22 protein-coding genes and 1 pseudogene are annotated in these 22,167 nt (G+C 73.9%); 15 read left to right on the forward strand and 8 right to left on the reverse strand.

What is annotated here, in order from left to right:
- Positions 1-31: 31 nt before the first annotated feature.
- Both KPL59_RS37705 and KPL59_RS14405 read left to right on the forward strand, forming a co-directional pair.
- Positions 32-934, forward strand: a pseudogene (locus tag KPL59_RS37705) (Rieske 2Fe-2S domain-containing protein); the annotation flags it as partial.
- A gap of 133 nt (positions 935-1,067) precedes the next feature.
- Positions 1,068-1,967, forward strand: a complete 900-nt coding sequence (locus KPL59_RS14405; protein ID WP_226361094.1) for a PDR/VanB family oxidoreductase — start codon at positions 1,068-1,070, stop codon at positions 1,965-1,967.
- 70 nt (positions 1,968-2,037) lie between these two features.
- On the opposite strand, the gene KPL59_RS14410 is transcribed toward KPL59_RS14405, so the two are convergent.
- Together KPL59_RS14410 and KPL59_RS14415 are read right to left on the reverse strand one after the other, a co-directional pair.
- Positions 2,038-3,591 carry an ABC transporter permease gene (locus KPL59_RS14410; RefSeq protein ID WP_226352904.1) on the reverse strand — a complete coding sequence of 518 codons (1,554 nt, stop codon included), beginning with the start codon at positions 3,589-3,591 and terminating at the stop codon, positions 2,038-2,040.
- On the reverse strand, positions 3,588-4,484 hold the full coding sequence (locus tag KPL59_RS14415; RefSeq protein ID WP_226361095.1) for an ABC transporter ATP-binding protein: 897 nt from the start codon (positions 4,482-4,484) through the stop codon (positions 3,588-3,590). Before KPL59_RS14415 ends, KPL59_RS14410 begins: the two co-directional genes overlap by 4 nt.
- Positions 4,485-4,556: 72 nt before the next feature.
- On the opposite strand from KPL59_RS14415, the gene KPL59_RS14420 reads away from it, so the two are divergent.
- Positions 4,557-5,051 (forward strand): GbsR/MarR family transcriptional regulator, encoded by a 495-nt coding sequence (locus KPL59_RS14420; protein WP_226352906.1) that lies wholly within the window; start codon positions 4,557-4,559, stop codon positions 5,049-5,051.
- Positions 5,052-5,109: 58 nt separating this feature from the next.
- Here the strand turns inward: KPL59_RS14420 and KPL59_RS14425 are convergent, their stop codons facing one another.
- The gene (locus tag KPL59_RS14425) at positions 5,110-6,804 is read right to left on the reverse strand and encodes an AMP-binding protein (RefSeq protein ID WP_226352907.1); all 1,695 of its coding nucleotides are present in this window, start codon (positions 6,802-6,804) and stop codon (positions 5,110-5,112) included.
- A gap of 304 nt (positions 6,805-7,108) precedes the next feature.
- Here KPL59_RS14425 and KPL59_RS14430 point away from each other — a divergent pair, with 304 nt between their 5' ends.
- Together KPL59_RS14430 and KPL59_RS14435 are read left to right on the forward strand one after the other, a co-directional pair.
- A complete protein-coding gene (locus KPL59_RS14430) occupies positions 7,109-7,951 on the forward strand; it encodes a helix-turn-helix transcriptional regulator (protein WP_226361096.1) in 843 nt (280 codons plus the stop codon).
- Positions 7,952-8,016: 65 nt separating this feature from the next.
- A complete protein-coding gene (locus tag KPL59_RS14435) occupies positions 8,017-8,262 on the forward strand; it encodes a hypothetical protein (RefSeq protein ID WP_226361097.1) in 246 nt (81 codons plus the stop codon).
- Between the two features lie 40 nt (positions 8,263-8,302).
- Here KPL59_RS14435 and KPL59_RS14440 read toward each other — a convergent pair whose 3' ends face one another.
- Together KPL59_RS14440 and KPL59_RS14445 are read right to left on the reverse strand one after the other, a co-directional pair.
- On the reverse strand, positions 8,303-8,647 hold the full coding sequence (locus tag KPL59_RS14440; protein ID WP_226352910.1) for a hypothetical protein: 345 nt from the start codon (positions 8,645-8,647) through the stop codon (positions 8,303-8,305).
- 84 nt (positions 8,648-8,731) lie between these two features.
- Complete coding sequence (locus tag KPL59_RS14445) at positions 8,732-9,694, reverse strand: YafY family protein (RefSeq protein WP_226352911.1); 963 nt, start codon at positions 9,692-9,694, stop codon at positions 8,732-8,734.
- Positions 9,695-9,825: 131 nt separating this feature from the next.
- On the opposite strand from KPL59_RS14445, the gene KPL59_RS14450 reads away from it, so the two are divergent.
- Positions 9,826-10,629 carry an alpha/beta fold hydrolase gene (locus tag KPL59_RS14450; protein WP_226352912.1) on the forward strand — a complete coding sequence of 268 codons (804 nt, stop codon included), beginning with the start codon at positions 9,826-9,828 and terminating at the stop codon, positions 10,627-10,629.
- Positions 10,630-10,682: 53 nt separating this feature from the next.
- Here the strand turns inward: KPL59_RS14450 and KPL59_RS14455 are convergent, their stop codons facing one another.
- On the reverse strand, positions 10,683-11,510 hold the full coding sequence (locus KPL59_RS14455) for a MerR family transcriptional regulator (RefSeq protein ID WP_226352913.1): 828 nt from the start codon (positions 11,508-11,510) through the stop codon (positions 10,683-10,685).
- 185 nt (positions 11,511-11,695) lie between these two features.
- On the opposite strand from KPL59_RS14455, the gene KPL59_RS14460 reads away from it, so the two are divergent.
- From KPL59_RS14460 to KPL59_RS14475, 4 genes are all read left to right on the forward strand, one after another.
- Complete coding sequence (locus KPL59_RS14460; RefSeq protein WP_020622167.1) at positions 11,696-11,989, forward strand: nuclear transport factor 2 family protein; 294 nt, start codon at positions 11,696-11,698, stop codon at positions 11,987-11,989.
- Positions 11,986-12,825, forward strand: a complete 840-nt coding sequence (locus KPL59_RS14465) for an SDR family NAD(P)-dependent oxidoreductase (protein ID WP_226361098.1) — start codon at positions 11,986-11,988, stop codon at positions 12,823-12,825. Before KPL59_RS14460 ends, KPL59_RS14465 begins: the two co-directional genes overlap by 4 nt.
- 108 nt (positions 12,826-12,933) lie before the next feature.
- Positions 12,934-14,811: a helix-turn-helix domain-containing protein gene (locus KPL59_RS36910; protein ID WP_226361099.1), complete on the forward strand. Its 1,878-nt coding sequence runs from the start codon at positions 12,934-12,936 to the stop codon at positions 14,809-14,811.
- Positions 14,812-14,960: 149 nt separating this feature from the next.
- On the forward strand, positions 14,961-16,007 hold the full coding sequence (locus KPL59_RS14475) for an alcohol dehydrogenase catalytic domain-containing protein (RefSeq protein ID WP_226361100.1): 1,047 nt from the start codon (positions 14,961-14,963) through the stop codon (positions 16,005-16,007).
- A 60-nt stretch (positions 16,008-16,067) separates the two neighbouring features.
- Here the strand turns inward: KPL59_RS14475 and KPL59_RS14480 are convergent, their stop codons facing one another.
- The gene (locus tag KPL59_RS14480) at positions 16,068-16,463 is read right to left on the reverse strand and encodes a RidA family protein (RefSeq protein ID WP_226362081.1); all 396 of its coding nucleotides are present in this window, start codon (positions 16,461-16,463) and stop codon (positions 16,068-16,070) included.
- A gap of 88 nt (positions 16,464-16,551) precedes the next feature.
- Here KPL59_RS14480 and KPL59_RS14485 point away from each other — a divergent pair, with 88 nt between their 5' ends.
- Genes KPL59_RS14485 through KPL59_RS14495 form a run of 3 tightly spaced genes read left to right on the forward strand, consistent with a single transcriptional unit; the run spans position 16,552 to position 19,257 of the window.
- Positions 16,552-17,556, forward strand: coding sequence for a YafY family protein (locus tag KPL59_RS14485; protein WP_226361101.1), 1,005 nt, complete (start codon positions 16,552-16,554; stop codon positions 17,554-17,556).
- Positions 17,557-17,590: 34 nt separating this feature from the next.
- A complete protein-coding gene (locus tag KPL59_RS14490; RefSeq protein ID WP_226361102.1) occupies positions 17,591-18,244 on the forward strand; it encodes a HEAT repeat domain-containing protein in 654 nt (217 codons plus the stop codon).
- Positions 18,238-19,257, forward strand: a complete 1,020-nt coding sequence (locus KPL59_RS14495) for a MerR family transcriptional regulator (RefSeq protein WP_226361103.1) — start codon at positions 18,238-18,240, stop codon at positions 19,255-19,257. The genes KPL59_RS14490 and KPL59_RS14495 overlap by 7 nt, the downstream gene beginning before the upstream one ends.
- A gap of 6 nt (positions 19,258-19,263) precedes the next feature.
- Here the strand turns inward: KPL59_RS14495 and KPL59_RS14500 are convergent, their stop codons facing one another.
- Positions 19,264-20,508 (reverse strand): FAD-dependent monooxygenase, encoded by a 1,245-nt coding sequence (locus KPL59_RS14500; RefSeq protein ID WP_226361104.1) that lies wholly within the window; start codon positions 20,506-20,508, stop codon positions 19,264-19,266.
- A gap of 91 nt (positions 20,509-20,599) precedes the next feature.
- Here KPL59_RS14500 and KPL59_RS35710 point away from each other — a divergent pair, with 91 nt between their 5' ends.
- Entirely contained in the window at positions 20,600-21,205 is a 606-nt protein-coding gene (locus KPL59_RS35710; RefSeq protein ID WP_226361105.1) for a TetR/AcrR family transcriptional regulator, read from the forward strand.
- Between the two features lie 84 nt (positions 21,206-21,289).
- Positions 21,290-22,165: a CHASE3 domain-containing protein gene (locus KPL59_RS14510; RefSeq protein ID WP_226361106.1), complete on the forward strand. Its 876-nt coding sequence runs from the start codon at positions 21,290-21,292 to the stop codon at positions 22,163-22,165.
- Positions 22,166-22,167: the final 2 nt, after the last annotated feature.

The raw sequence follows: 22,167 nt of genomic DNA on the forward strand, positions 1-22,167 counted from the left end.
GGCCTGGTCGGGCGAGCTGACCCCGGACACGATGCTGTCGCGGACGGTGCTCGAACGGCCGCTGCTGATCACCCGCGACGCCGACGGCCGACCGGTCGCCCTCGACGACCGCTGCCCGCACCGGTTCGCGCCGTTGTCGCGCGGCCGTTTCGACGGCCGGACGATCACCTGCGGCTACCACGGCCTGGAGTTCGACACCTCGGGTGCGTGCGTGCGCAACCCGCACGGCGCCGGGGTGGTCCCGCGGGCCGCCGCGGTCACCGCGCACACCGTGGTGGAGCGGCACGGTGCGGTCTGGTGGTGGGCCGGTGACCGGGAGCCCGATCACGGTCTGCTGCCCGACTTCGGCACCCTCGACGCCGAGGACACCACGACCCGGCGCGACCACCTGGTCATGGACGTGCCGTACGACCTGATCGTCGATAACCTGCTCGACTGCAGCCACACCAGCTTCCTGCACGACGGGATCCTCGGGAACAGCGCCATGCTGGACACCGCGACGACCGTGCGGCAGGACGGCGACACGGTCAACGTCGTGCGGGAGTCCGCGTCGGTGCCTCCCCCCGGCATGTTCGACATGCTGTTCCACGACGACGGCGCCCCGGTCGACACCTGGACCGACTTCCGGTGGAACGCGCCGTCGCACCTGCTGCTCGACGGCGGCGTCACGACGCCGGGACGGCCTCGTTCCGAGGGCGTCGGCTACCTCGGCACCCACATCCTCACCCCGGAGACGGCGAGCACCACGCACTACTTCACGACGGCGTCGCGCTGGGGCGTGCGGCCGGGCACCGAGACCCCGCAGATGCGGCTGAAGATCTCCGACCTGCGCCGGTTCGCGTTCGAGGAGCAGGACGAGCCGATGATCCGCGCGCAGCACGCGACGATCGCCGCGTTCGCCCGCTGCGAGGACACCGCGCCGGAGCCGGTGCTGCTGGAGACCGACTCCGGCGTCGTCCGCTGGCGGCGGATCATGGACCGGCTGATCGCCGAGGACCGAGGACCGGGGCCCGGCGCCCCGGCCCCGGTGGACCCCGGCCGTCGTCGCCGGGATCACCGAGGCCGCGGTGGGCATCCGGGTGCTGCACCTCGCCGCCGCCGACGGGAGCCCGCTGCCCCCGGGCGAGCCGGGCGGCCACGTCGACCTGCGGCTCGCCGGCGGCCTCGTCCGCCAGTACTCGCTGTGCGACGACTCCCACGACGGCCGCTACACGCTGGCCGTCCAGCGCGAGGAGCCGTCCCGCGGCGGTTCGGCCGCGGTACACGCACTGCGGCCCGGCGACCCGGTCGCCGTCTCCGCACCCCGCAACACCTTCCCGCTCGCCGCCGGGGCGACCCGGCACGTGCTCGTCGCGGGTGGCATCGGGATCACCCCGCTGATCGCCATGCTGCGGGCGCTGCGCGCCGCGGGCGAGTCCATCGAGCTGCACCACTTCGCCCGCTCCGAGGCACACCTGCCGTTCCTCGACGAGCTGTCCGCCGACCCCGCCACCACCCACCACCTGGGGCTGGACCCGGCCGGCACCGGCGCCGTCCTCGACCGGGTGCTGGCCTCACCAGGAGCCGGGGACCACGTCTACGTCTGCGGCCCGGCCGGTCTGATCGACGCGGTCCACGACCGGGCCCGGGTGCACGGCTGGCCGGCGGGCACGGTGCACGACGAGCGCTTCGTCGCCACCGGGACCGCCCCGGCGGGCGCCCGGCGGTTCAAGGCCGTGCTCGGGCGCAGCGGGCGGACCGTCGAGGTCGCGGAGACCGACACGCTGCTGGAGTCCCTCCGGGCCGCGGGGGTCGACGTGCCCTCCTCCTGCGAGCAGGGCATCTGCGGGACGTGTGTGACCCCGGTGCTCGGCGGCGCGGTCGAGCACCGGGACAGCTACCTGACCGACGACGAGCGGGCCGCCGGGGACCGGCTCTGCGTGTGCGTCTCCCGGGCCGCTGGGGCCGAGGTGCAGCTGGACCTGTGACGGCACGGCCGGGCCGGGACGCCCGCCGGCCCGGCCGTGATCCACGCCGACACCCGGTCGGCCCACCACCTCAGACCACGTCGCGACGACCGGCGTTCGCCACCCCCGCCGCGACGAGAGCGGCCGCCACCAGGACGAGCAGCAGGCCCGACGCCAGGTGGACCGGACCGTCGGGGAGCTGTGGGACGAGCGCGAAGGGTGACACGACGAGCACGTCAGGCGGCACGAGGCGGAACTCGACGGCGAGCTCCAGCACTTGGAAGGCCCCGAGGACGACGAGGACCAGGGGGCCGGCGGCCCGCGGAACCACGGTCAGCGCCACCGTGGCGAGTGCCGTGAACACCCAGGCCGCCGGAGACCGCAGCACGCCGGACACGGCCAGGAGCGCGGACGACCACGGGTCGCTCCCGACGCGGGTCACGGCGAGGCCGACCCCGAACGCCAGGAGCACCCCGGTCGCGGCGACGGTCCCGGCCACGGTGTGCGCGAGGAGCCACCGGGCACGCGCGACCGGCCGGGACAGGAGCAGCTCGGCCCGACCGGAGGTCACGTCCGATCTCAGCCGCAGGGTGGTGCGGATCCCGAGGATCGCGGCGAACAGCGGGGAGAGGTACAGGGCGACCGCCACCAGCCCCGGGCCACTCCCCGCCGATCCACCCAGGCCGAGGGACGCCTGGCCGTCCACCGTCGAGGACACCCCGCCGATCAGCACGCCGACCAGCAGTGCGGTCGCGCTCCACCCCACGACGGAGCCGCGGGCGTTGCGCAGCGCCAGCGTGAGGGGCCCGCGCAGCGCGGCTCCGGCGCGGGCCGGTCCCGGCAGGTCCGGGAGCAGGCCGGAACCGAGGTCACGACCGGCCGCGATCCACAGTCCGGTCCCGGCCAGCACCGCCGCCAGCGCGAGCGCCGGGACGAGCGCGGCGGCGTCGTCGGAGACGAAGGGACGGACCGCCGCGATCCAGCCGAACGGCGTGGCCGATCGAGCGGCCCCGCCGGCCACGTCACCCGCTCCGCGGAGCAGGAAGAACACGCCGACGCAGCCCAGCGCGACGGCGTTCGCTCCCCGCGCGGTCCGCATCACCTGGCCGGCCAGGACCGCCGTGGCCGCGGCGAGCACCCCGACGGTCACGACCTGAGCCCCGACCAGGGCCGATCCACCGGTCGCCGCGCCGACGGCGACGAAGCCGATGGCGGCCACCGTGCCGGCCAGCAGCGCCCCGACGGCGGCGACGACGAGCGCGGCCGCCGCCGAGGCGGCCCGCCCCACGGGCACCGCCCCCAGCAGCTCCCCGGTGCCGTCCTCCTCGGTGGCCCGCGTGGAGCGCACCACGAGCAGGACCGCCGCCAGGCTGACCACCAGCGTGGCGACGCCGGACGTGCGCCACGACGCGACCGCCCCGACGCTGCTGCCGACGACCGGGCCGATGAGGAACACCTCCCCGGCGGCGGCGTCGACCGAGGCCGCGAGAGCGGCCCGGGCGACATCCGTCGGGTAGGTCGCGACGACCCCCGCCGCGACCAGCACGAGCAGCAGCCCCGATGTCACGAACCAGGCGGTGCCCCGCAGGCGCTCGCGCCTCGCGACCAGACCCACCATCGTCGACGTCCCGGTCAGCGCGCTCACGCCGTCGCTCCGGCGAGGTCGCGTGCGTAGTAGTGCAGGAACAGGTCCTCGAGTGTGGGCGGCGTGACGCTCAGGGTCTCGATCCCCAGATCCGCCAGGTGCGACATGACCTCGTCGAGGCGGGTCGTCGTCAGCTCGACCCGGTGCCCGTCGACGTCGACGGCCTGGACCCCGGGGAGCCCGGTCAGTCCGACCGGTGGCCTGGTCAGCGTCGCGACCACCACGGTGGCGCCGTGTCCGCGCAGCTGCGCGAGAGTGCCGGTCTCGACGACCCTGCCGGACCGCACGATGCTCACCCGGTCGCAGAGGCGCTCGACCTCGGAGAGGATGTGCGAGGACAGCAGGACCGCCTGCCCCTCGGCGCGGGCCTCGACGACACACCGCGTGAACACCTCCTCCATCAGCGGGTCCAGACCTGACGTGGGCTCGTCGAGGACCAGCAGGTCCGCGGACACGCTGAGCGCCGCGACGAGCCCGACCTTCTGCCGGTTGCCCTTCGAGTAGCTGCGGCACCGCCTGCTCGGATCGAGCGCGAACCGCTCGACGAGCTCGTCCCGGCGACGCCGGTCCCGGCCGCCGTGCATCCGCGTGAGGAGGTCGATCACCTCGCCGCCCGTGAGGTTCGGCCAGAAGCTGACGTCTCCGGGCACGTACGCGAGACGTCGACGGACCGCGGGCGCACCCGTCCACGGGTCCGCACCCAGGACCCGCACCTCGCCGGCGTCGGCCCGGAGCATGCCGAGCAGGATCCGGATCGTCGTCGACTTGCCCGCTCCGTTGGGGCCGAGGAGTCCGAGGACCTCTCCGGGCCGCACCGTCAGGTCGAGGCCGTCCAGCGCCCGGGTCCGACCGAAGGACTTCACGACCTGCCGCATCTCCAGGACATCCGCCATGCGCGGTAAGCTACACCTGATTCATGAAATTCATGAAGTAGCTGGCAGTCGTCGAGACCGGAGGAACGCCGCATGGCCGAGAGCACGGACCCCGAGTTCGTCGCACGGTTCACCGAGGCGCTCACGAACTCCGGCTGGCCGCGGATGTCCGCGCGGATCTTCGCCACGCTGATGGCGACGCCCGAGGGGGCGCTCACCGCCGCGGACCTGTCCACGCGACTCGGCGTGGGGGCGTCGGCGATCTCCAACGGCGCGAAGATGCTGCGTGGCCTCGGCCTCGTCGACGTCGCACGCCGGGAGGAACGCCGGATCACCTACGTGGTGCGACCCGACGCGTGGATGGCGGCCGTCGCCCACCAGGACCACCGGCTGCAGACCCTGGAGGACATCCTCACCGACGGCGCCGACGCCTCCACCGACGCCGCCGCCGGGGCACGGCTGCGGGAGACCGCCGACTTCTTCGCGTTCCTGCGCGCCGAGCTCCCGCGGATGGTGCGGCGGTGGCGTGCCGGTCGGCAGGCCCCGCCTCCCGGGCACCACGACCACGACGACGACCGGCGGGCCTGACCGGCCTCCCGGTCTGCCACGGTGCCGGCCCGGGCAGGGCGCCCGGGCCGGCGACCGGTCAGGCCTTCAGCTCCGGGAGGTCCTCGTAGCGCCACTCCCCGCCCGCAGCCGCTCCCGCCTCGTCGCGCTCGCGGGCCCGCAGCTCCACACGGCGGATCTTGCCGGAGATCGTCTTCGGCAGCTCGAAGAACTCGATGCGCCGCACCCGCAGGTAGGGCGCGAGGTGGTCCCGGGCGTGGGCGAAGATCGCGACCGCGGTCTCCCGGGTCGGCTCGTGGCCGGAGGCGAGCGCGATGTAGGCCTTCGGCACGGCGAGCCGCACCGGGTCGGGCTGCGGCACCACGGCCGCCTCCAGCACCGCCGGGTGCTCGACGAGCACGCTCTCCAGCTCGAACGGCGAGATCTTGTAGTCGCTGGCCTTGAACACGTCGTCGGTGCGGCCGACGTAGAACAGGTAGCCGTCGGAGTCGCGGGTCGCGGTGTCGCCGGTGTGGTAGAAGCCGCCTGCCATGGCGTCGGCGGTCTTCTCCGGCATGTCCAGGTACCCGACCATCAGGCTGGTGGGGCGCCGGGCGAGGTCGATGCAGATCTCGCCCTCGGTGTCGGAGACCTCGCCGGTGAGCTCGTCGACCAGCACCACCGGGACGCCGGGCAACGGGCGGCCCATCGACCCCGGCTTCACGACGGAGCCGGGCGTGTTGCCCACCAACGCCGTCGTCTCGGTCTGGCCGAACCCGTCGCGCAGGGTCAGTCCCCACTGCGCCCGGACCTGCTCGATGATCTCCGGGTTGAGCGGCTCGCCGGCCGCGATGACCTCGCGCAGCGAGCCGGGCCCGCCGGACAGGTCGGCCTTGATCAGCATCCGCCACACCGTCGGCGGCGCGCAGAACGTAGTGACGCCCTTGTCCCGGATCTGGTCGAGCAGCGACGCCGCGTCGAAGCGGCTGTAGTTGTAGAGGAAGATCGTCGCCCCGGCGATCCACGGCGCGAAGAAGCAGCTCCACGCGTGCTTGGCCCAGCCCGGCGAGCTGATGTTGAGGTGCACGTCGCCCGGGGTGATGCCCAGCCAGTACATCGTGGACAGATGTCCGACCGGGTACGACGCCTGGGTGTGCTCGACCAGCTTCGGCCGGCTGGTGGTGCCGGAGGTGAAGTACAGCAGCAGCCGGTCGTCGGCGGTGGTGCCCGGGTGCTCGACGGGTGCGTCGTCCACGTCGCGGGAATCGGCGAGGTCCAGCCAGCCCTCGGCGGAGCCGCCGACCGAGATCGCGATGCGCCCGTCGAGGAGTCCCTCGAACTTGCCCGTGCAGGACGCGTCGGCGATCACGAACCGGGCGCGGCCGCGCTCCAGCCGGTCCGGCAGGTCGACGGCGCCGAGCGCGGTGGTCGTCGGCATGATCACCGCGCCGAGCTTCATCACCGCGAGCATCGACTCCCACAGCTCGACGCGGTTGCCCAGCATGACCAGCACGCTGTCCCCGCGCCCGACCCCGTGCGATGCCAGCCAGCGGGCCACCTGGTTGGAGCGGCGGCGCAGCTCGTCGAAGGTCCAGGCGCCCTCCGCGCCGTCCTCCTCCACGATGCGCAGCGCGGTCCGCGTCTCGCCGTCGGCGATGACGTCGAACCAGTCGTGCGCCCACTGGAAGGCGCCGTCGAACTGCGGCCAGGTGAAGTCGGCGACGGCCTTCTCGTGCTCGCCGTGCAGCGCGACGAGCCGGTCGCGGGCGTCGCGGTAGATGTCGTGGTTGCCCATGGGGCGGACGTCCTCGGGGTCGGTGGGGCGGTCGGACCGTCGTCGGGGCGGTCACCGGGCGGGCGGAGAACGCCACCGCGAACGTCGTGGAGGAGGGGTCATGCGGGCTCCTCGTCGAGCGCGGCCTGGCGGACGGACCGAGACTCGCCGCGCCGGCCCACCGCCCGCTACCAACCGAAGTCAGTGTTCGGATCCGGTTGACGGACCCGGCGATCTCTGGGAGAACCCCACCAGTCGTGACTCGTTGCGCACGACGAGGCCGCCCGGGCCGGCGAGGACGCCGACGGGACAGGGAGGAGCACTCGTGCTGGACGACGACGCGGTCGCCCGTGCGCTGGAGCGGGTCATGCCCCGCCGGCTCCACGAGCTCAGCTCGACGACCGGTCTGCCGGTCGTCTTCGGCGGGACGACCCGGACGGTGCGCGACGGCCTGCAGCTCACGATCAACCAGCTGATCGGCACCTTCGGCGACTCGCTGCGGCTGCTCAGCGTCCTGTCCGGGCGCGGCCTCGGCGGCGCCGCGATGGCCCGCCGCATCCCGTGCCGGGTGAGCGACTACGCCTCGACCCCGGGGATCACCCACGACTACGACCACGTCGTCGTCGAGAACGAGCGGCTCGCATCGATCCTGGCCTATCCGATCATCGTCCACGGCTCGGTCCGTGGCGTGGTGTACGGGGCGATGCGCGAGCACCGGCCGATCGGCGACGTCGCGGTCCGCAACGCGGGCATCGTGGCCGCCACCATCGCCCGGGACGCCACGGCCCTGCTCGACCAGCACTCTCCGCCCACCGTCCCGGTCGTCGCGGACGCCGAGAGCCGGGCCGGTGCGCTGCTGGAGCTCGCCGCGCTGATCGAGAGCACCGACGACCCGGAGCTGCGCACACGGCTGAGCCGGATCCACGACGGCCTCGCCGGGGCGCGCCCGGCGCCGGGCCGGACGGACGGAGAGGCTCCCGCCCTCTCACCGCGGGAGATCGAGGCGCTGCAGCACGTCGCGGTGGGCGCGACCAACGCCGAGATCGCGGCGCAGCTGGGGATCACCGTGGGGACGGTCAAGGCCTACCTGCACAGCGCCATGCGCAAGCTCGACGCCCAGAACCGGGCGCGGGCGGTCATCGCGGCCCGCGCGGCAGGGCTGATCTGACCGTCCGGCGCTTCGGCGTGAACCTGCCCCGGCCCCGGTACGAACCCAGGGCAGGGGGTGAGCCGATGTACCTGTCCACCGAGCAGGCACGGGCGCTGGAGCTGCTCGACGGCCGGGACGCCCGGGTCGACCAGCTGCGGGCCCCGGTGGCCCGGCAGCTGCACGACCGCGGGCTGATCGACGCCGACGGTGCGGTCACGGCGGCCGGTGCCGCCGCCGTCGAAGTGATCTATGCACAGCGGTTCGCCGACGGCGTCGCCGAGATGAAGGCGCGCATCCGGCACCACCGGCTCGGCCGCCCCGGGGGCTGAGGGCCCGTCGCGCACCTCGCCTGCAGTCGCGGGCGCGACGTCATCCGGCCCCGTCGGCGACCGCGCGCCGCAGCCCGTCCCCGATGCGCTGCATCGTGGCGCCGTAGGCCTCGGGGAGGACGACGTCGAGCCGGTCGGCGAGCACGAAGAGCCACCACAGGCACTCGGCGAGCTTGTGCCGCAGCTCGGCGTCGGTGTCGCCGTCGATGTCCCAGGTGCGTTCGGCCGCGAGCACCAGCCGCCCGACGTAGGCGGCGTCGTGGGTGAACCCGAGCGCCAGCTCCGGGAGGGTCCAGGTGCGTCCCAGCAGCCGGTCCTCGAGCTGCTCGTAGAGCGCCCGCACCTCGCGGGCGCGGCTGCGCGCGTCGGACAGTCCGTCGGTCATGGTCAGGCCCTTCGTCTCGTGTGACGATGACGCTAGGTCCGGTTCCGGACCGGACCTGTCTGGAACCAGCAGTGGTGGCCCGCGTCACGGGGCGCGCTGCAACGCCAGCAGCTCCTCCAACCGGGCCACGACGTGCTCCCGGACGTCGTCGGGCCCGAGCACCCGGAACGTGACCCCGAGCCGGAGCAGGAACTCCGCGATCCACCGCGCGTCGAGCCCGCCGATCGTGCTCAGGGTCCGGTCCGGGCCGTCGGCGCGATGCCGCGCGATGGTGGCCGGGAGCAGGGCGCGGGTCTCGTCGAGGGAGCGGTGGATCTCGACCTCGGCGTAGGTCGCGTAGGGCGTGGTGGTGATCGCCTGCTCGACCAGGGCCGTCGCGTCGACCTCCCGGCGGCGCGGGTCCGCCGGCCCGGTGACGACGACGCCGTCGACGCGGTCGACCCGGAACACCCGCCAGTCCCGGCGGTCGAGGTCCCAGGCGACGAGGTACCACCGGTGCGCGGTGCGGACGACCTGCTCGGGCTCCACCGCGCGGGTGCTCCCCGTCCCGCGGCGGTCGCGGTAGCGGAACCGGACGCGGTCACGGGTCCGGGAGGCGCCGGCGAGTGCGGTCAGGATGTCCGGATCCACCTCGCCGTGGGTGTCCGGCCGCTCCCCCGCCTCGGCGATCGCGCGGTCGAACCGGCCGAGGGCCTCGGCCGCCCGGGGCGGCAACGAGCGGCGCAGCTTCGACAGGGCCGCCGGCGCCGCGCGTCCCTCGCCGTCGGGGTGGCTCCACGCGAGCCGGCGGAGCGCGATCGCGGTGGCCAGCGCCTCGTCGTCGTCGAGGCTCAGTGGGGGCATCCGTGCCCCGGCGACGAGCCGGTACCCACCGAACGGTCCGGTCGAGGTCTCGACGCCGTACCCGAGCTCGCGGAGCTTGACGACGTCGCGGCGGACGGTCCGCTCGTGGACGCCCAGCCGGTCCGCCAGCTCGGCGCCCGACCACTCCGGGCGGGTCGACAGGACCGTGAGGAGCTGGAGGAGCCGGTGCGAGGCGCTGAGCACCGTCGCAGGATAGGCGGGGGTTTCGGACAGGAACGGTCCACAACCGTTCACCGCCAGCACGCCGCAGGACCACCTGCGCACCGTGGTGCGCGACCCCGTGGGCCGGTCACTCGCTGCGTAGCATCCCCGTCATGCCGTCCTGGCCCACCTTCGACGCCGAGGTGAACGGCGTGACGATCTCCTACCTCCGGACCGGTCAGGACAAGCCTCCCGCCCTACTGCTCCACGGCCTGATGGGCAGTGGAGCAGGCTGGACGCCGGTGGCTCGCGTGCTCGAGGCGGAGCTGGACGTGATCATGCCCGACGCGCGCGGGCACGGGCGCTCAAGTGCTCCGGACTCCGGCTACCGCTACCCGGATCTCGCCGCTGACGTGGGCGGCTTGATCCAGGAGCTGGGCCTTCGTCGCCCGGTGCTGATCGGTCACTCGATGGGCGGCATGACGGCAGCGCTGGCCGCGACCCGGATCGGTCACCTGGTGCGCGGGCTCGTCCTCGTGGATCCCACCTTCCTGAGCAGCGAGTGGCAACAGCAGGTGTACGAGAGTGACGTCGCCGAGCAGCACCGCCACGCCCTGCACCAGGGGAGGTCGGCGCTCCTGGACGACGCGCTCGCGCGGCACGCACATCGCTCACCGGAGCTCGTCGAGCTGCAGGTGGACGCGCGACTGAGCACGAGCCCGGCCGCGTTCGACGTCCTGACGCCGCCCAACCCGCCGTACCGTGAGCTGGTCAGCGCGCTCGACGTGCCGACGCTGCTCGTCATCGGCGACAAGCCCGTGGTCACCCTCGGCGTGGCCACCGAGCTGTGCGAGCTCAACCCGCTCCTGCGGGTCCACCAGGTCGACGACGCCGGGCACGGTCTCCCGTTCGACCAGCCGGAGCGGCTCGCGCAGGCCGTCCTGACCTTCGTGCGGGACCTGCCGAGCACCGGCTGACCCCGGTGATTCACGGCGGCGGGTACGAGTGGACGACGCTCAGCGGTCTCCGCTCATTCCGATGATGCGGTGGTGCCGAAGATCGGCCAGCAGATCTCGGTGGCGGTGAACCGGGCCGGATCCGTGGGAGTGCCGCCGACATAGTGTTCGCGGATGGGTCCCTGCCTGCTGATCAGATGCTCGTTGACATAGATCCCCAGGGCCGCGTAGCTGCGGTCGATGCCGTCGTGGCCGCCGGGATGGGTGAGCACCGCGAACTCGGTCCTGGGGAGGACCTCGGCCTGGACCCCCTCGGGCGGATCGATGGACGGTGGCGCGGGGACGAACATGGTGGCGCGGCCCTGCTGTTCGAGGAACAGTGCTCTCTCGTAGAGGCCGCCCGGCACCATCGCGTCAGGCGGGCCCGGGGCCGGGGCGACGGCCTGGTGCAGTGTCCACAGTGACGCTGTGAACCAGTCGTCGATCTCGGAAACGTCGATGACGGCGCTGATGGACCACACGGGGAGCGCCGGCTCGTGGCGCAACGTGACGTCGGTGGGAGGTCTCGTCGGGGTGAGCAGTTCACGCAGGGCCCCCACGGTGTCACGGGTCTGGGCGAGCGCAGCCTCCATCTGTTCGAGATGGGTGGTGATGATCTCGGTGCGTGCCCCGGCATCGTCGGTGCTCAGGAGCGCCTTGATGTCCGGAATGGACATGCCCAGCGAGCGGAACCGGCGGATAATGTGCGCATGGTCGACCTGGCCGGTGTCGTAGAAGCGGTAGCCGGTGTCGGGGTCGATGTGGGCCGGTTCGAGGATCCCGATGTCGTGGTAGTGGCGTAGCGCCTTGCGGCTCAGGCCGCTCATCAGCGCGAAGTCACCGATCGAGACCTGGGCTCCCATCGCGTCCTCCTCTGCGTGGCGTCACCTGCGTCGAGCGGGACAAACCCTGGACCCTCCCCCTGGGGCAAGGTCAACGTCGCGGCATTCCCGCGATCACGGGTTGACCTTCCCCTCACGTGAAGCTCCATCGTGGCGCCATGTCCACAGCAGAATGGGAAACACTCCCGGAAACCGTGAGAACGTTCATGGGCGCACTCGACTCCCGGGAGTTCGATCGGGCGCTCGCCACCTTCACCCCCGACGCCGTGGTGACCGATGACGGCCACGACCACGCGGGCACCGACGAGATCAGGGCCTGGCTGGCGACCGCGGTCACCGAGTACACCTACACCGCCGAGTTCACCGGTGCGTCCACGACCGCCACGGGCGTCGACGTCGGACAGCACCTGGAGGGCGACTTCCCGGGCGGGGTCGTCGACCTGAACTACCGCTTCACCCTCGATGGTGCGGCGATCCGTCGGCTGGTGATCGAGCCGTGACCCGGCGATGGTTCATCACCGGTGGCACACCCGGCAACTTCGGGATTGCCTTCGCCGAGGCCGCGCTCGACACCGGAGACCGCGTGGTGCTGACCTCCCGCCGCCCCACGGAGTTGGCGACCTGGGCGGAGCGGTACGGCGACCGCGTTCTCGTCGTGCCGCTGGAGCTCACCGACGCGGCACAGGTGCAGCGCGCCGTTCGCACGGCCGAGGAGCACTTCGGCGGTATCGACGTGCTGGTCAACAACGCCGGCCGCGGCTGGTACGGATCCATCGAGGCGATGGACGAGTCCGCGATGCGGGCGATGTTCGAGCTGAACTTCTTCGCCGTGCTCTCCGTGACGCGTGCCGTGCTGCCGGGGATGCGTGCCCGCGGCGACGGGTGGATCGTCAACGTGTCCTCGGTGGCCGGACTCGTCTCGGCGCCCGGATTCGGCTACTACAGCGCGACGAAGTTCGCCGTCGAAGCCGTCACCGACGCGCTGCGCGACGAGGTCGCCGCCCAGGGCATCTCCGTACTGACCGTCGAACCGGGAGCGTTCCGCACCAACGCCTACACCGGGTTCGCCGACGAAGCCGTCGAGGAGGCGATCCCGGTCTACCACGAGATGTTGGAGCAGGTCCGGGCCGTCTTCGTCGGGATGGACGGCGTGCAGCCCGGCGACCCGCACCGCGGCGCCCGTGCGGTGATCACGGCGATGTCGCAGGATCCGCCGCCCCGCCGGCTGGTCCTGGGCAACAGCGGATACGACGCCGTGGTCGAGACTCTGGAGAAGGATCTGGCCGAGATCCGGAGGAACGAAGACCTGTCGCGCAGCGCCGATTTCCCTGCGTAGCCGGGCTGCCCCACGAGACCGTACTGCCGGGATCGGGGAGCGCGGCCGACGGACGCCGGCTGCCGACGGTCCTCGCGGCGCGTGGCGCCGGCTGGCTACGCTCGATCCGTGGATACCGGCGCCGGGGTCGAGGCCGCCGCCCGGCGGGCGCGGCACACCCGGCACGTCGGTGCCGCGGGCGCCCACGTCCGCCCGGTCGTCGCGGAGTCCTGGCAGCGGGCGCTCGACCTGGGCGTCGACCTGGCCCGGTCCGCGACCTACGTCGGGCACGAGCCGGGGCACGCCGCCGTCGCCGAGGCCGGCGAGGTCTTCGACCGCTTCCTCGCCGGCGCCGACGACCTGGGCTGCTCGGTACTGCTCGTCGACGGCGACGGGGTGGTCCGCGTCCGCCGCGACGCCTGCCCGGACCTCGCCACGCTGCTCGACGCCGTCCTGGTCGCGCCGGGCTTCCGGATCGCCGAGCAGGACGTGGCGACGACGGCGTCCGCGCTGGTGCGGGCCACCGGTCGCGCCGCCCGGGTGGACGGTCCCGAGCACCTGCACCCCGACCTCGCCTGCCTGGCCGAGGCCGCCGCACCGGTGCCGTCGGACACCGACGCGGACCCGCAGACGGTGGTGGTCGTGGCGCACCTGTCGGCGCCGGGCGGCGGCTCGGCACTGCGCGCGGCCGTCGCCGCGGAGCTGGCCCGCCAGATCGGCGAGCACGTCCGGGACCGCGCGCACCGGGCCGGGCGGCTGCTGCACGCCCGCTTCGACGACGTCTGCGAACGGTCCGGGGCGGAGTGGGTCGTCGCGACCGACGGCCGGGCGACCCTGTGCAGTCCCGGGTTCCGGGCCCTGCCCCGCGAGGACCGGGACCACCTCCTCGACCGGGCGCTCGCCGACGCCGCCCTCGCCGAGCCGCCGCCCGCCGGGTCCACCGCCGACCTGCCGTCGGGCCGCCGCGACGACGTCGCCACCTCCGTCGTCCGGGACGGCGGCGCCGTCGTGGGCCACGTCAGCGCCGGGCGGCGCAGCGTGGGCGTACCGGCCGGGTCCCGGACGACGGACGCGATGCGTCGCCAGGGGTCGCACGTCGCGCCGACCGCGCGCCGGGACTTCGCGGCCGACTTCCGGGACGCGCACGCCGACGGCGCCGCCGCCGAGGTGCGGCGACGCGCGAACCGGGAGCTCCTCAGCCCCTACCTGCGCGCCCGCCGCGATGTCGCGACCGCCGTCACCGCCCGGACCAGGCACCTGCTCCTCGTCGGCGAGCCGGGCGTCGGGAAGCAGACCCTCGCCGTCGAACAGTTCCGCCGCAGCCACCCGACCGGGACGGTGCAGGTGCTCGACTGCGCGCGGATCGCGGAGTCCGGTGGCCCCCTCCTGCCGACGGTCCGCGGCACCGACGAGGACCGGCCACGGCTGCTCGTCCTGCGCCGGCTCGCGATGCTCGGGTCGGTCGCCGCGCGGCGCCTCGACGAGTCGCTGCGGCTCCTGGTGTCCACCCCGGCGGCACCGACCGTCGTCGGCTGCATCGACACGCCATCGGTCGACGCCACCCGGCCCTACGGGCTGCTGCTGCGGCACTTCCACGACACGGTCCGGGTGCCCGCACTGCGGTACCGGGCCGACGAGCTCGGGGAGCTCGCGCGGTCGGTGCTGCACTCACTGTCCGGCGGCCGGTCGCTGAGCCTGAGCATGCAGGTGGTGCGGGTCCTGGAGGGCTACGCCTGGCCGGGGAACCTGCGCGAGCTGGAGGACGTCCTGCGCTACGTCATCGCCCGCAAGCCGGTCGGCGTCGTGCAGGCACCGGACCTGCCGTCGTCGTGCTTCACCGGCGGCGCACCGCGGATGTCGATGCTGGAGGCGGCGCAGTGCGACGTGATCATCCAGGCCCTCTACGAGGCGCGCGGCAACCGCTACCAGGCCGCCGAGCTGCTGGGGATCGCCCGGTCCTCGCTCTACCGCAAGATCGACGCGTTCGGGATCAGCTACATCGGCTGAGGTGTCCCGGGGCCGGGACACACGGCCGTCGCCGGGGCTCGTGCCGCCCGCGGAGTCGTCCCAGAACGGGACAGTCACATGCGCACTCCCGCATTAGCGTCGGGTCCGCCGACGCCCTCGGCACCCCCTGCGACCAACGGAGTGAGCAGATGAAGGCACTCGTCTACCACGGACCGGACGCCAAGTCCTGGGAGGAGGTCCCGGACCCGACGATCCAGGACCCCACCGACGTGATCGTCAAGGTCGGCACCACCACGATCTGCGGCACCGACCTGCACATCCTGCAGGGCGACGTCCCGGCCGTCACCGACGGCCGCATCCTCGGCCACGAGGCCGTCGGCACGATCACCGCCGTCGGTGACGCCGTGTCCGGCTTCGCCGTCGGCGACCGCGTCCTCGTCCCGGCGATCACCAAGTGCGGCCGCTGCGACTACTGCCAGCGCGGCATGCCGTCGCACTGCCAGACCGTCGGCGGGATCGGCTGGATCTTCGGCCACCTCATCGACGGCACCCAGGCCGAGTACGTACGGGTCCCCTACGCCGACACCTCGCTCTACGCGGTGCCGGAGTCGGTCACCGACGAGCAGGCGATCTTCCTCGCCGACTCGCTGCCGACCGGCTACGAGGTCGGTGTGCTCGCCGGGAACGTGCGGCCGGGCGACACCGTCGCGGTCGTCGGCGCGGGTGCGGTCGGGCTCTCGGCGATCCTCACGACCGGCCTGTGGGGCGCGTCGAAGGTCATCGCGATCGACTCCAACAAGTTCCGGTTGGAGAAGGCCATCGAGTTCGGCGCCACCGACAGCGTCGAGGTGGGGCCGGGCACCGTCGCGGACGTGACCGCGCTGACCGACGGACTCGGCGTGGACGTCGCGATCGAGGCCGTCGGCTACCCGGAGACGCTGCTGACCGCGGCGTCGCTGGTGCGCCCGGGCGGCACGATCGCCAACGTGGGTGTCCACGGCACCCCGGTGGAGCTGCCGATGCAGGACATGTGGATCTCCAACGTCACGCTGACCATGGGCCTGGTCGACACCGTGTCCATCCCGACGCTGCTCAAGATGGTCGCGGGCGGGCGGATCCCGACGGAGAAGATGGGCACCCACTCGTTCACCTTCGACCAGATGGACGAGGCCTACGACGTGTTCAAGAACGCCGCGGCCAACCAGGCGCTCAAGGTGGTCATCACCCCGGCCTGACGTCGCTCCCGGGGCCCCGCCCGCGCCGGGGCCCCGAGCGGTGGCGGCGGGTCCGACCGGTCACATCGCCGCGGTCCCCTCCAGCTCGACCAGCTGACCGGGGACCGCGAGCCGGGTCACCCCGAGCACCGTCGTGGCCGGAGCGACACCGGCCGCGCCCAGCCGGGCGGCGAGCACGCCGTAGTGCTCCAGCAGGGCGTCGACGTCGGTCGCGTACACGGTCAGCCGTACCAGACCGGCGAGGCCGGTGCCCGCGGCAACGAGGACCCCCTCCAGGTTGTCCAGACTCGTCGCGAGCTGGGCGGGCAGGTCACCGTCGTGCAGCGGCGCGCCGTCCGCACTCATGGCGGTCTGCCCCGAGCAGTACACGGTCCGGCCCGCGCCGGACACGACGACCGCCTGGTCGAACCCCATCGGCTGTGACCAGGTCACGGGGTTGACCGAGATCCGTTCCACCGTCATCGGTGCTTCCTTTCCTCCTGTGTGGAATCCAGCGTCGCGCCCGTACACGACATCCCCTGTCGTGTACGTCTAGGTTCTCCCGGTGCGCGCCGACCGGTTGGTCTCACTGGTGCTGCTCCTGCGCCGGCGTGGCCGGATGTCCGCCTCGGCCCTGGCCGCCGAGCTGGAGGTGTCGACCCGCACCGTGCTGCGCGACATCGACGCGCTGTCCTCGGCCGGAGTGCCGGTGCACGCGCAGCGCGGGCCGCAGGGCGGCTTCGAGCTGCTGCCCGGGTTCCGCACCGAGCTCACCGGGCTCACCCACGACGAGGCGGTCGCCCTGCTCGCGGCCGGGTCACAGCACGGGGTGCAGGCGTTCGGCCTCGGCTCGGCGCTCGCGTCGGCGGTACTCAAGGTCGTCGACGCGCTGCCCCCGGGGCACCCGGCCGCCGATGTCGCGGAGCGACTACTCGTCGAACCCGACACCGACCTGCTCGCCCGCCGACGCCCCGAGGAGGACGTGCCGGGCGCCGTCGTCGGACCGGTGCGGAGAGCCGTCCTGGAAGGGCGCCGGCTGCGCATCCAGTACGCCGCCCGGGGGACGCCGGAGCGGTGGCGCACGGTCGACCCGGTCGGGCTGGTGACCGTCCGTGGGACGGGCTACCTGCTGGCGATCCGTACGGGAGAGCAGCGCACCTACCGGTTGTCCCGGATCACCGCGGCCGACGTGCTCCTCGAGCCGGCGAACCGGCCGGACCGGGTCGACCTGGACCGCGCCTGGCGCGACCACGCCGCCCGGTTCCGAGCCGGGCCGGACCAGGTGCGCGTCACGGTCCGGGTGGACCCGTCGCACCGCGAGATGCTGACCGGCACCGCGGTCGCGGTGCACGCCGAGACCGTCGACGACGACGGGTTCCTGCGCCTCGACCTCGCGTTCCAGGACCGCAGGCACGCCGAATGGGCGCTGTGGCGGCTCGGCGCGGCGGGAGAGGCCCTGGGTCCGCCCTGGCTGCGGGCCGCACTGCACGACAGGGCGCGCGCGGTGGCCGAGTGCTACGCCGATCCTCCGTCGTCGCCACCGCTTGCGCCCGGGGAGCGACGGACTTGACCCTGACACCGTGACAGGCACTGGGGTGGTGGTCATGACACCACCGGAGATCACCGCGTCCCTGTCCGCCGCCGACCCGTCGGTCCGGCTGCGGGCCGCGCTCGCCGCCGGGTCGGCCCCCGACCCCGCCCTGCTCGACACCCTGGTGCGCCGCTGCGGGGAGGAGCCGGACTTCTTCGTCCGGGACATGCTGTCCTGGGCGCTGACCCGGCTCCCGGCCGCGGACGTGCTGCCCCGGCTCGATGCCGAGCTCGGCTCGTCGTCGTCGCAGGCCAGGGCCCAGGCGCTGCACACCCTGTCCAAGATCGCCGACCCGGCGACCGCGGACCGGGTCACGCCCGCCCTGCTGCACGACCCCGACGACGAGGTGGCCCGCACCGCGTGGCGCACCGCCGTCGTGCTCGTTCCCGAGGCCGGTCGCGCCGGGCTCGCCGAGGAGCTCGGCCGGCAGCTGGGCCGCGGCGACCGGGCGGTGCGGCTGAGCCTGTCCCGGGCGCTGGCCGACCTCGGCGCGGCGGCCGACACCGTCCTCGACCGGGCTGCGGCAGGGCCCGCCCCGGACGTCGCCACGCACGCCCGGGCGACGATGGTGCTGCGCGAGGACCCGACCACCGGGTTCGACGACGCCGTGGCACAGGCGCGCCGGGTGGTCGCGCTCGACCCGGGGCACGAGGCGGCCGCGTGCTGATCGGTGAGGTCGCGCGCCGCAGCGGGGTGAGCGTGCGGATGCTGCGCCACTACGACGCCGTCGGTCTGCTCCGGCCGACCGGGCGGACCGTCGGCGGCTACCGCGAGTACTCCCCCGACGACGTCCGCAGGCTCTTCCACGTGGAGGGCCTGCGGACGCTCGGGCTGTCCCTGGCCCAGGTCGCCGACGCCCTGCGCGACCCGGGGTTCGACCCGTCCGGGCTGGTCGCGGACCTGGTCCGGGCCACCGAACAACGCCTGGAACGGGAACGGGAGCTGCTCGCGCGGCTGCGCGCCGTCGACGCCGCCGGGGCGGGGACCTGGACCGAGGTCGTCGACGTCGTCGGACTGCTGCGGGCACTCGGGTCGCCGGCCGCGGGGCGCCGACAGCAGGCCGCGCTGGCCACGGCCGACGGCCCGGCGCTGCCCGCGGAGCTGCTGGCCCGCTCGTTCCTCGCCGAGTCCGACCCGCACGTCGCGGGGGCGCTGCGGTGGGCGCTGCGCTCGGCGCTGGATCGGGCGGGCGACCCGGACGCCGCGGCCGCGGCCGCGCTCGCGGCCGGTCTGGGCTCGGACGACCCGGCCGTCCGGCGACGCGCGGTCGACGCGCTCGCCGACGCCGCACCGGTCCCGTCGGCGACCGCGGCGCTGCTCGACGCGCTGGCCGACCCGGACCCCCGGGTCCGCCGCCGCGCCGCGGTGGCCGCAGGACGGGCCGGGGCCGTGGCCGCCGTCCCGGAGCTGGTCGCGATGGTGCGGGCGGGGGACGACGACGTCGAGGCCGCGGAGGTCCTCGCGGAGCTGTCGCGCACGGACCCGGCGAGCGCAGGGCGGATCCTCGGCGCTCTCACCGGCGACCTGGACGGGACCGACCCCGCGACCCGCATCCGGGTCGCGCAGGCACTGGTCGAGCTGCCCGGACCGGGCCCGCGGGAGGCGCTGCGCCGGCTCGCCGCCGACCCCGACCGGGCCGTCGCACTCGTCGCGGGGGCGTTCGCGGACCGCCGGGTCTGAGACCCCTCACCCCGCCTGGCGGGACCGCTCGGCGTGGGACGGCTCGGGACCGGCGCCGTCGCCGTGGCCACGACCACCGGCGAGGAACCGCACGACGCGCAGGAAGGCGGGCGCCTGCACGACGCGCATCACCATGGCATTGGCCCGGATGCCCCACCGGGTCTTCGGCGCCACCATGCGGACCCGTCCGGGAAGGAGCTTCTGCGCCGCGGCCGCGCGGGGGCGCATCACCTGCTCGAAGCTCGAGAAGGCCGCCCGGATCCGCTCCGCGGTCGGCTCCGCCGACACCCCGTGCCGTCGCAACGCCTCCGCGAGCTCCGCGGCCCCCCGCAGCCCCAGCGCGGTACCGAGTCCGCTCAGCGGGCTCGCGCACCAGGCGGCGTCGCCCACGAGCACGACCCGCCCGTCGGACCACCCTCGGTCGATGTGGATCTGGTCGTAGGTGTCGAGTGCGAGGTCAGGGGCGGTGCGTGCGGCGGCGAGGAACTCCGCGGCACGCCACCCGGCTCCGTGGAAGGCGCCGTCGAGCACGGCGAGGCGCGCGTCGTGCGCACGGGGGACGGTCGAGGAGGCGAACGTCATCCCGATCTCCTGCTGTCCCGGGTGCCCGGGGCGCGCGGTCAGTCCGCGTCGCCCCGGCTCGTTGTACGACAGCGCCCACCCGTCCAGCGGCGGTGTCCCGGGACCCTCCTGCAGGGTGAACCAGGCGTGGGCCAGGCCCAGCGGCTTCCGGTAGGCGGACTCCGGGCCGAACCGCAGGGAGCGGGTGCGGGAGTGCGACCCGTCCGCCCCGACGACGATGTCGAACACCTCCACCGGCCCCGAGCGGAATCGGACCTCCACGCCCTCCGTCGTGTCGGTCAGCTGCTCGACGGTGTCGGCGAACCGGTACTCGACACCCGCGGCACCCGCCGCCCCGTGGAGCACCCGGGCGAGATCGGACCGGAGCAGCTCCTCGGACGAGATCAGCCCCCGGCCGCCGAAGGCCTCGACCGGCATCTCGGCCATCCGGCTGCCGTCGGCCCTGATCCACGCGATCCCCCGCTGCGGCACGAGATGCGCCAGCACCTCGTCGATCAGCCCCAGATCGACCAGGACCTGACGGGAGTCACCGCGCAGGTCGACCGTCTGACCGCCGGTACGGATCTCCGGCGCGACTTCGACCACGGTGACCCGCCATCCGTCCCTGGCCAGGGCGACCGCCAGTGCTTCGCCGGCGATCCCGGCCCCGACGACGAGTGCGTGTGCCATCAGCGTGCTCCTCACTCATGCAACTCGAATTGCGTTAACCGTAGGCCGACGGCGTCGGCAAACGCAACTTTCGATGCGTTAAGATGTGCGGGTGCCCGAGACCGCAGGATCGATACGCCCGGGTGGACGCACCGCGCGGACCCGGGATGCCGTGCTCGCCGCCGTCCGGGAGACGCTCGGCGAACCGGACGCGGAACTCACCATCCCCGCGGTCGCCCAGCGCGCCGGGGTGCACCCCACCACCGTCTATCGACGGTGGCGGACCATCGAGTCGCTGCTGCTGGAGGTCGTGGTCGGCGACGTGCGGACCTCGTCGCCGGTGCCGGCCAGCGGTGATCTGCGTGCCGACCTCACCGAGTACGTCGGCCGGCTCCTGACGAGCCTGAGCGGCCCGCACGCGCTCGGGATGCTCCGGGCGCTGCTCGCCGCCACCCGCGCGTCGACGGACCCGCACGACGTCATGGCGATCGTGCAGCCGCGGGTCGACGACTTCCGGGCGATGCTGGAGGCGGCCGGCGTCACGGGCGTGAGCGGGATGCAGCTCGTCGAGCTCGTGATCGCCCCTGCGTACCTGTGGGCCCAGCTCGGCGCGCCGCTGGACCCCGAGCACGACACCGCGCGGCTGGTCGACGCCGTCCTGGCGGTCGTCCGCGCCACACCCGCCCCCGATGCCGCCGACCGCACCCCCGGGCCGTAGCCCGACTGCCCGTCCCGGGACGACCGGTCCGGCCACGATCGCTCGGACGGGCAGGCCGGGGTGGCACCTCCGTACACTCCGTCGGTGGCCAGGAGCCTTCGCGACACCCTGAGCGCTCCGGCGCGACCCGTCCTGCGGTACTGGGACGGCCTGCCCATGCGGGTGCAGAGCCGCATCACCATCGGGCTGCCGCTGCTGGCCGTGCTGGTCTCGGCCGGGCTGGCCCTGACCGGGAACCTGCAGCGCGTCGACATCGAGACCGACATCCAGCGCAAGTTCGAGATGACCGGCACGCTCGGTGACCTCACCACGCTCATGGTCGACGCCGAGACCGGCGTCCGCGGCTACCAGCTCACCGGGCGCACCGAGTACCTGGAGCCCTTCACCGACGCGTCGGCGGAGCTCCCGACGGTCCTGGGGCATCTGGGGTCGCTGGCCGCGGCGGAGCCCGGCGAGAAGCCGCGCACGGACAAGCTGGCCCGGATCGCCGAACTGCGGGACCTGACGTCGAAGCAGATGACCGACCTGGCCCGCCAGCGCGACGTCGTCGCCGCGGGCGGGAACACCGGCGGCGAGATCCGCGGGGACCTGGCCTACGGCAAGAACCTCATGGACGGCATCCGCAGCCGCGTCGACCAGATGCGGACCGGCGAGCGGCAGCTGCTCGACGACCGCATCGCCGAGATCAACCAGATCCGCGTCCGCGACTACCTGTCGGTCGGCATCGCGCTCGCGGTCGCCGTGCTGACCCGGTTCCTGGCCTGGTTCCTGCACCGCAACGGCATCCTGCGCCGGGTGGACCGGCTCGCCGACACCGTGCGGGTCCTGCGCGAGGGCGGCCCCGTGCCCGAGCCGCCGCCGGTCAAGCGGGACCGGATGGGCGACCTCGAACGCGAGGTCCACCTGCTCGAACCGGCGGTCCCGGCGCGCCGCGACGACTCGGTTGACGGACGGGTGTGACT

The sequence above is a fragment of the Pseudonocardia sp. ICBG1142 genome (assembly GCF_020496255.1).
GTDB lineage: Bacteria > Actinomycetota > Actinomycetes > Mycobacteriales > Pseudonocardiaceae > Pseudonocardia.

Bases quoted from the DNA above. Each gene is read 5' to 3' on its own strand.
- KPL59_RS14460 (WP_020622167.1), top strand. From the start codon at position 11,696: ATGGGCGCACTCGACTCCCGGGAGTTCGATCGGGCGCTCGCCACCTTC.
- KPL59_RS14425 (WP_226352907.1), bottom strand. From the start codon at position 6,804: ATGGGCAACCACGACATCTACCGCGACGCCCGCGACCGGCTCGTCGCG.
- KPL59_RS14500 (WP_226361104.1), bottom strand. From the start codon at position 20,508: ATGGCACACGCACTCGTCGTCGGGGCCGGGATCGCCGGCGAAGCACTG.
- KPL59_RS14475 (WP_226361100.1), top strand. From the start codon at position 14,961: ATGAAGGCACTCGTCTACCACGGACCGGACGCCAAGTCCTGGGAGGAG.
- KPL59_RS14440 (WP_226352910.1), bottom strand. From the start codon at position 8,647: ATGACCGACGGACTGTCCGACGCGCGCAGCCGCGCCCGCGAGGTGCGG.
- KPL59_RS14450 (WP_226352912.1), top strand. From the start codon at position 9,826: ATGCCGTCCTGGCCCACCTTCGACGCCGAGGTGAACGGCGTGACGATC.
- KPL59_RS14455 (WP_226352913.1), bottom strand. From the start codon at position 11,510: ATGGGAGCCCAGGTCTCGATCGGTGACTTCGCGCTGATGAGCGGCCTG.
- KPL59_RS14435 (WP_226361097.1), top strand. From the start codon at position 8,017: ATGTACCTGTCCACCGAGCAGGCACGGGCGCTGGAGCTGCTCGACGGC.
- KPL59_RS14490 (WP_226361102.1), top strand. From the start codon at position 17,591: ATGACACCACCGGAGATCACCGCGTCCCTGTCCGCCGCCGACCCGTCG.
- KPL59_RS14415 (WP_226361095.1), bottom strand. From the start codon at position 4,484: ATGGCGGATGTCCTGGAGATGCGGCAGGTCGTGAAGTCCTTCGGTCGG.
- KPL59_RS14420 (WP_226352906.1), top strand. From the start codon at position 4,557: ATGGCCGAGAGCACGGACCCCGAGTTCGTCGCACGGTTCACCGAGGCG.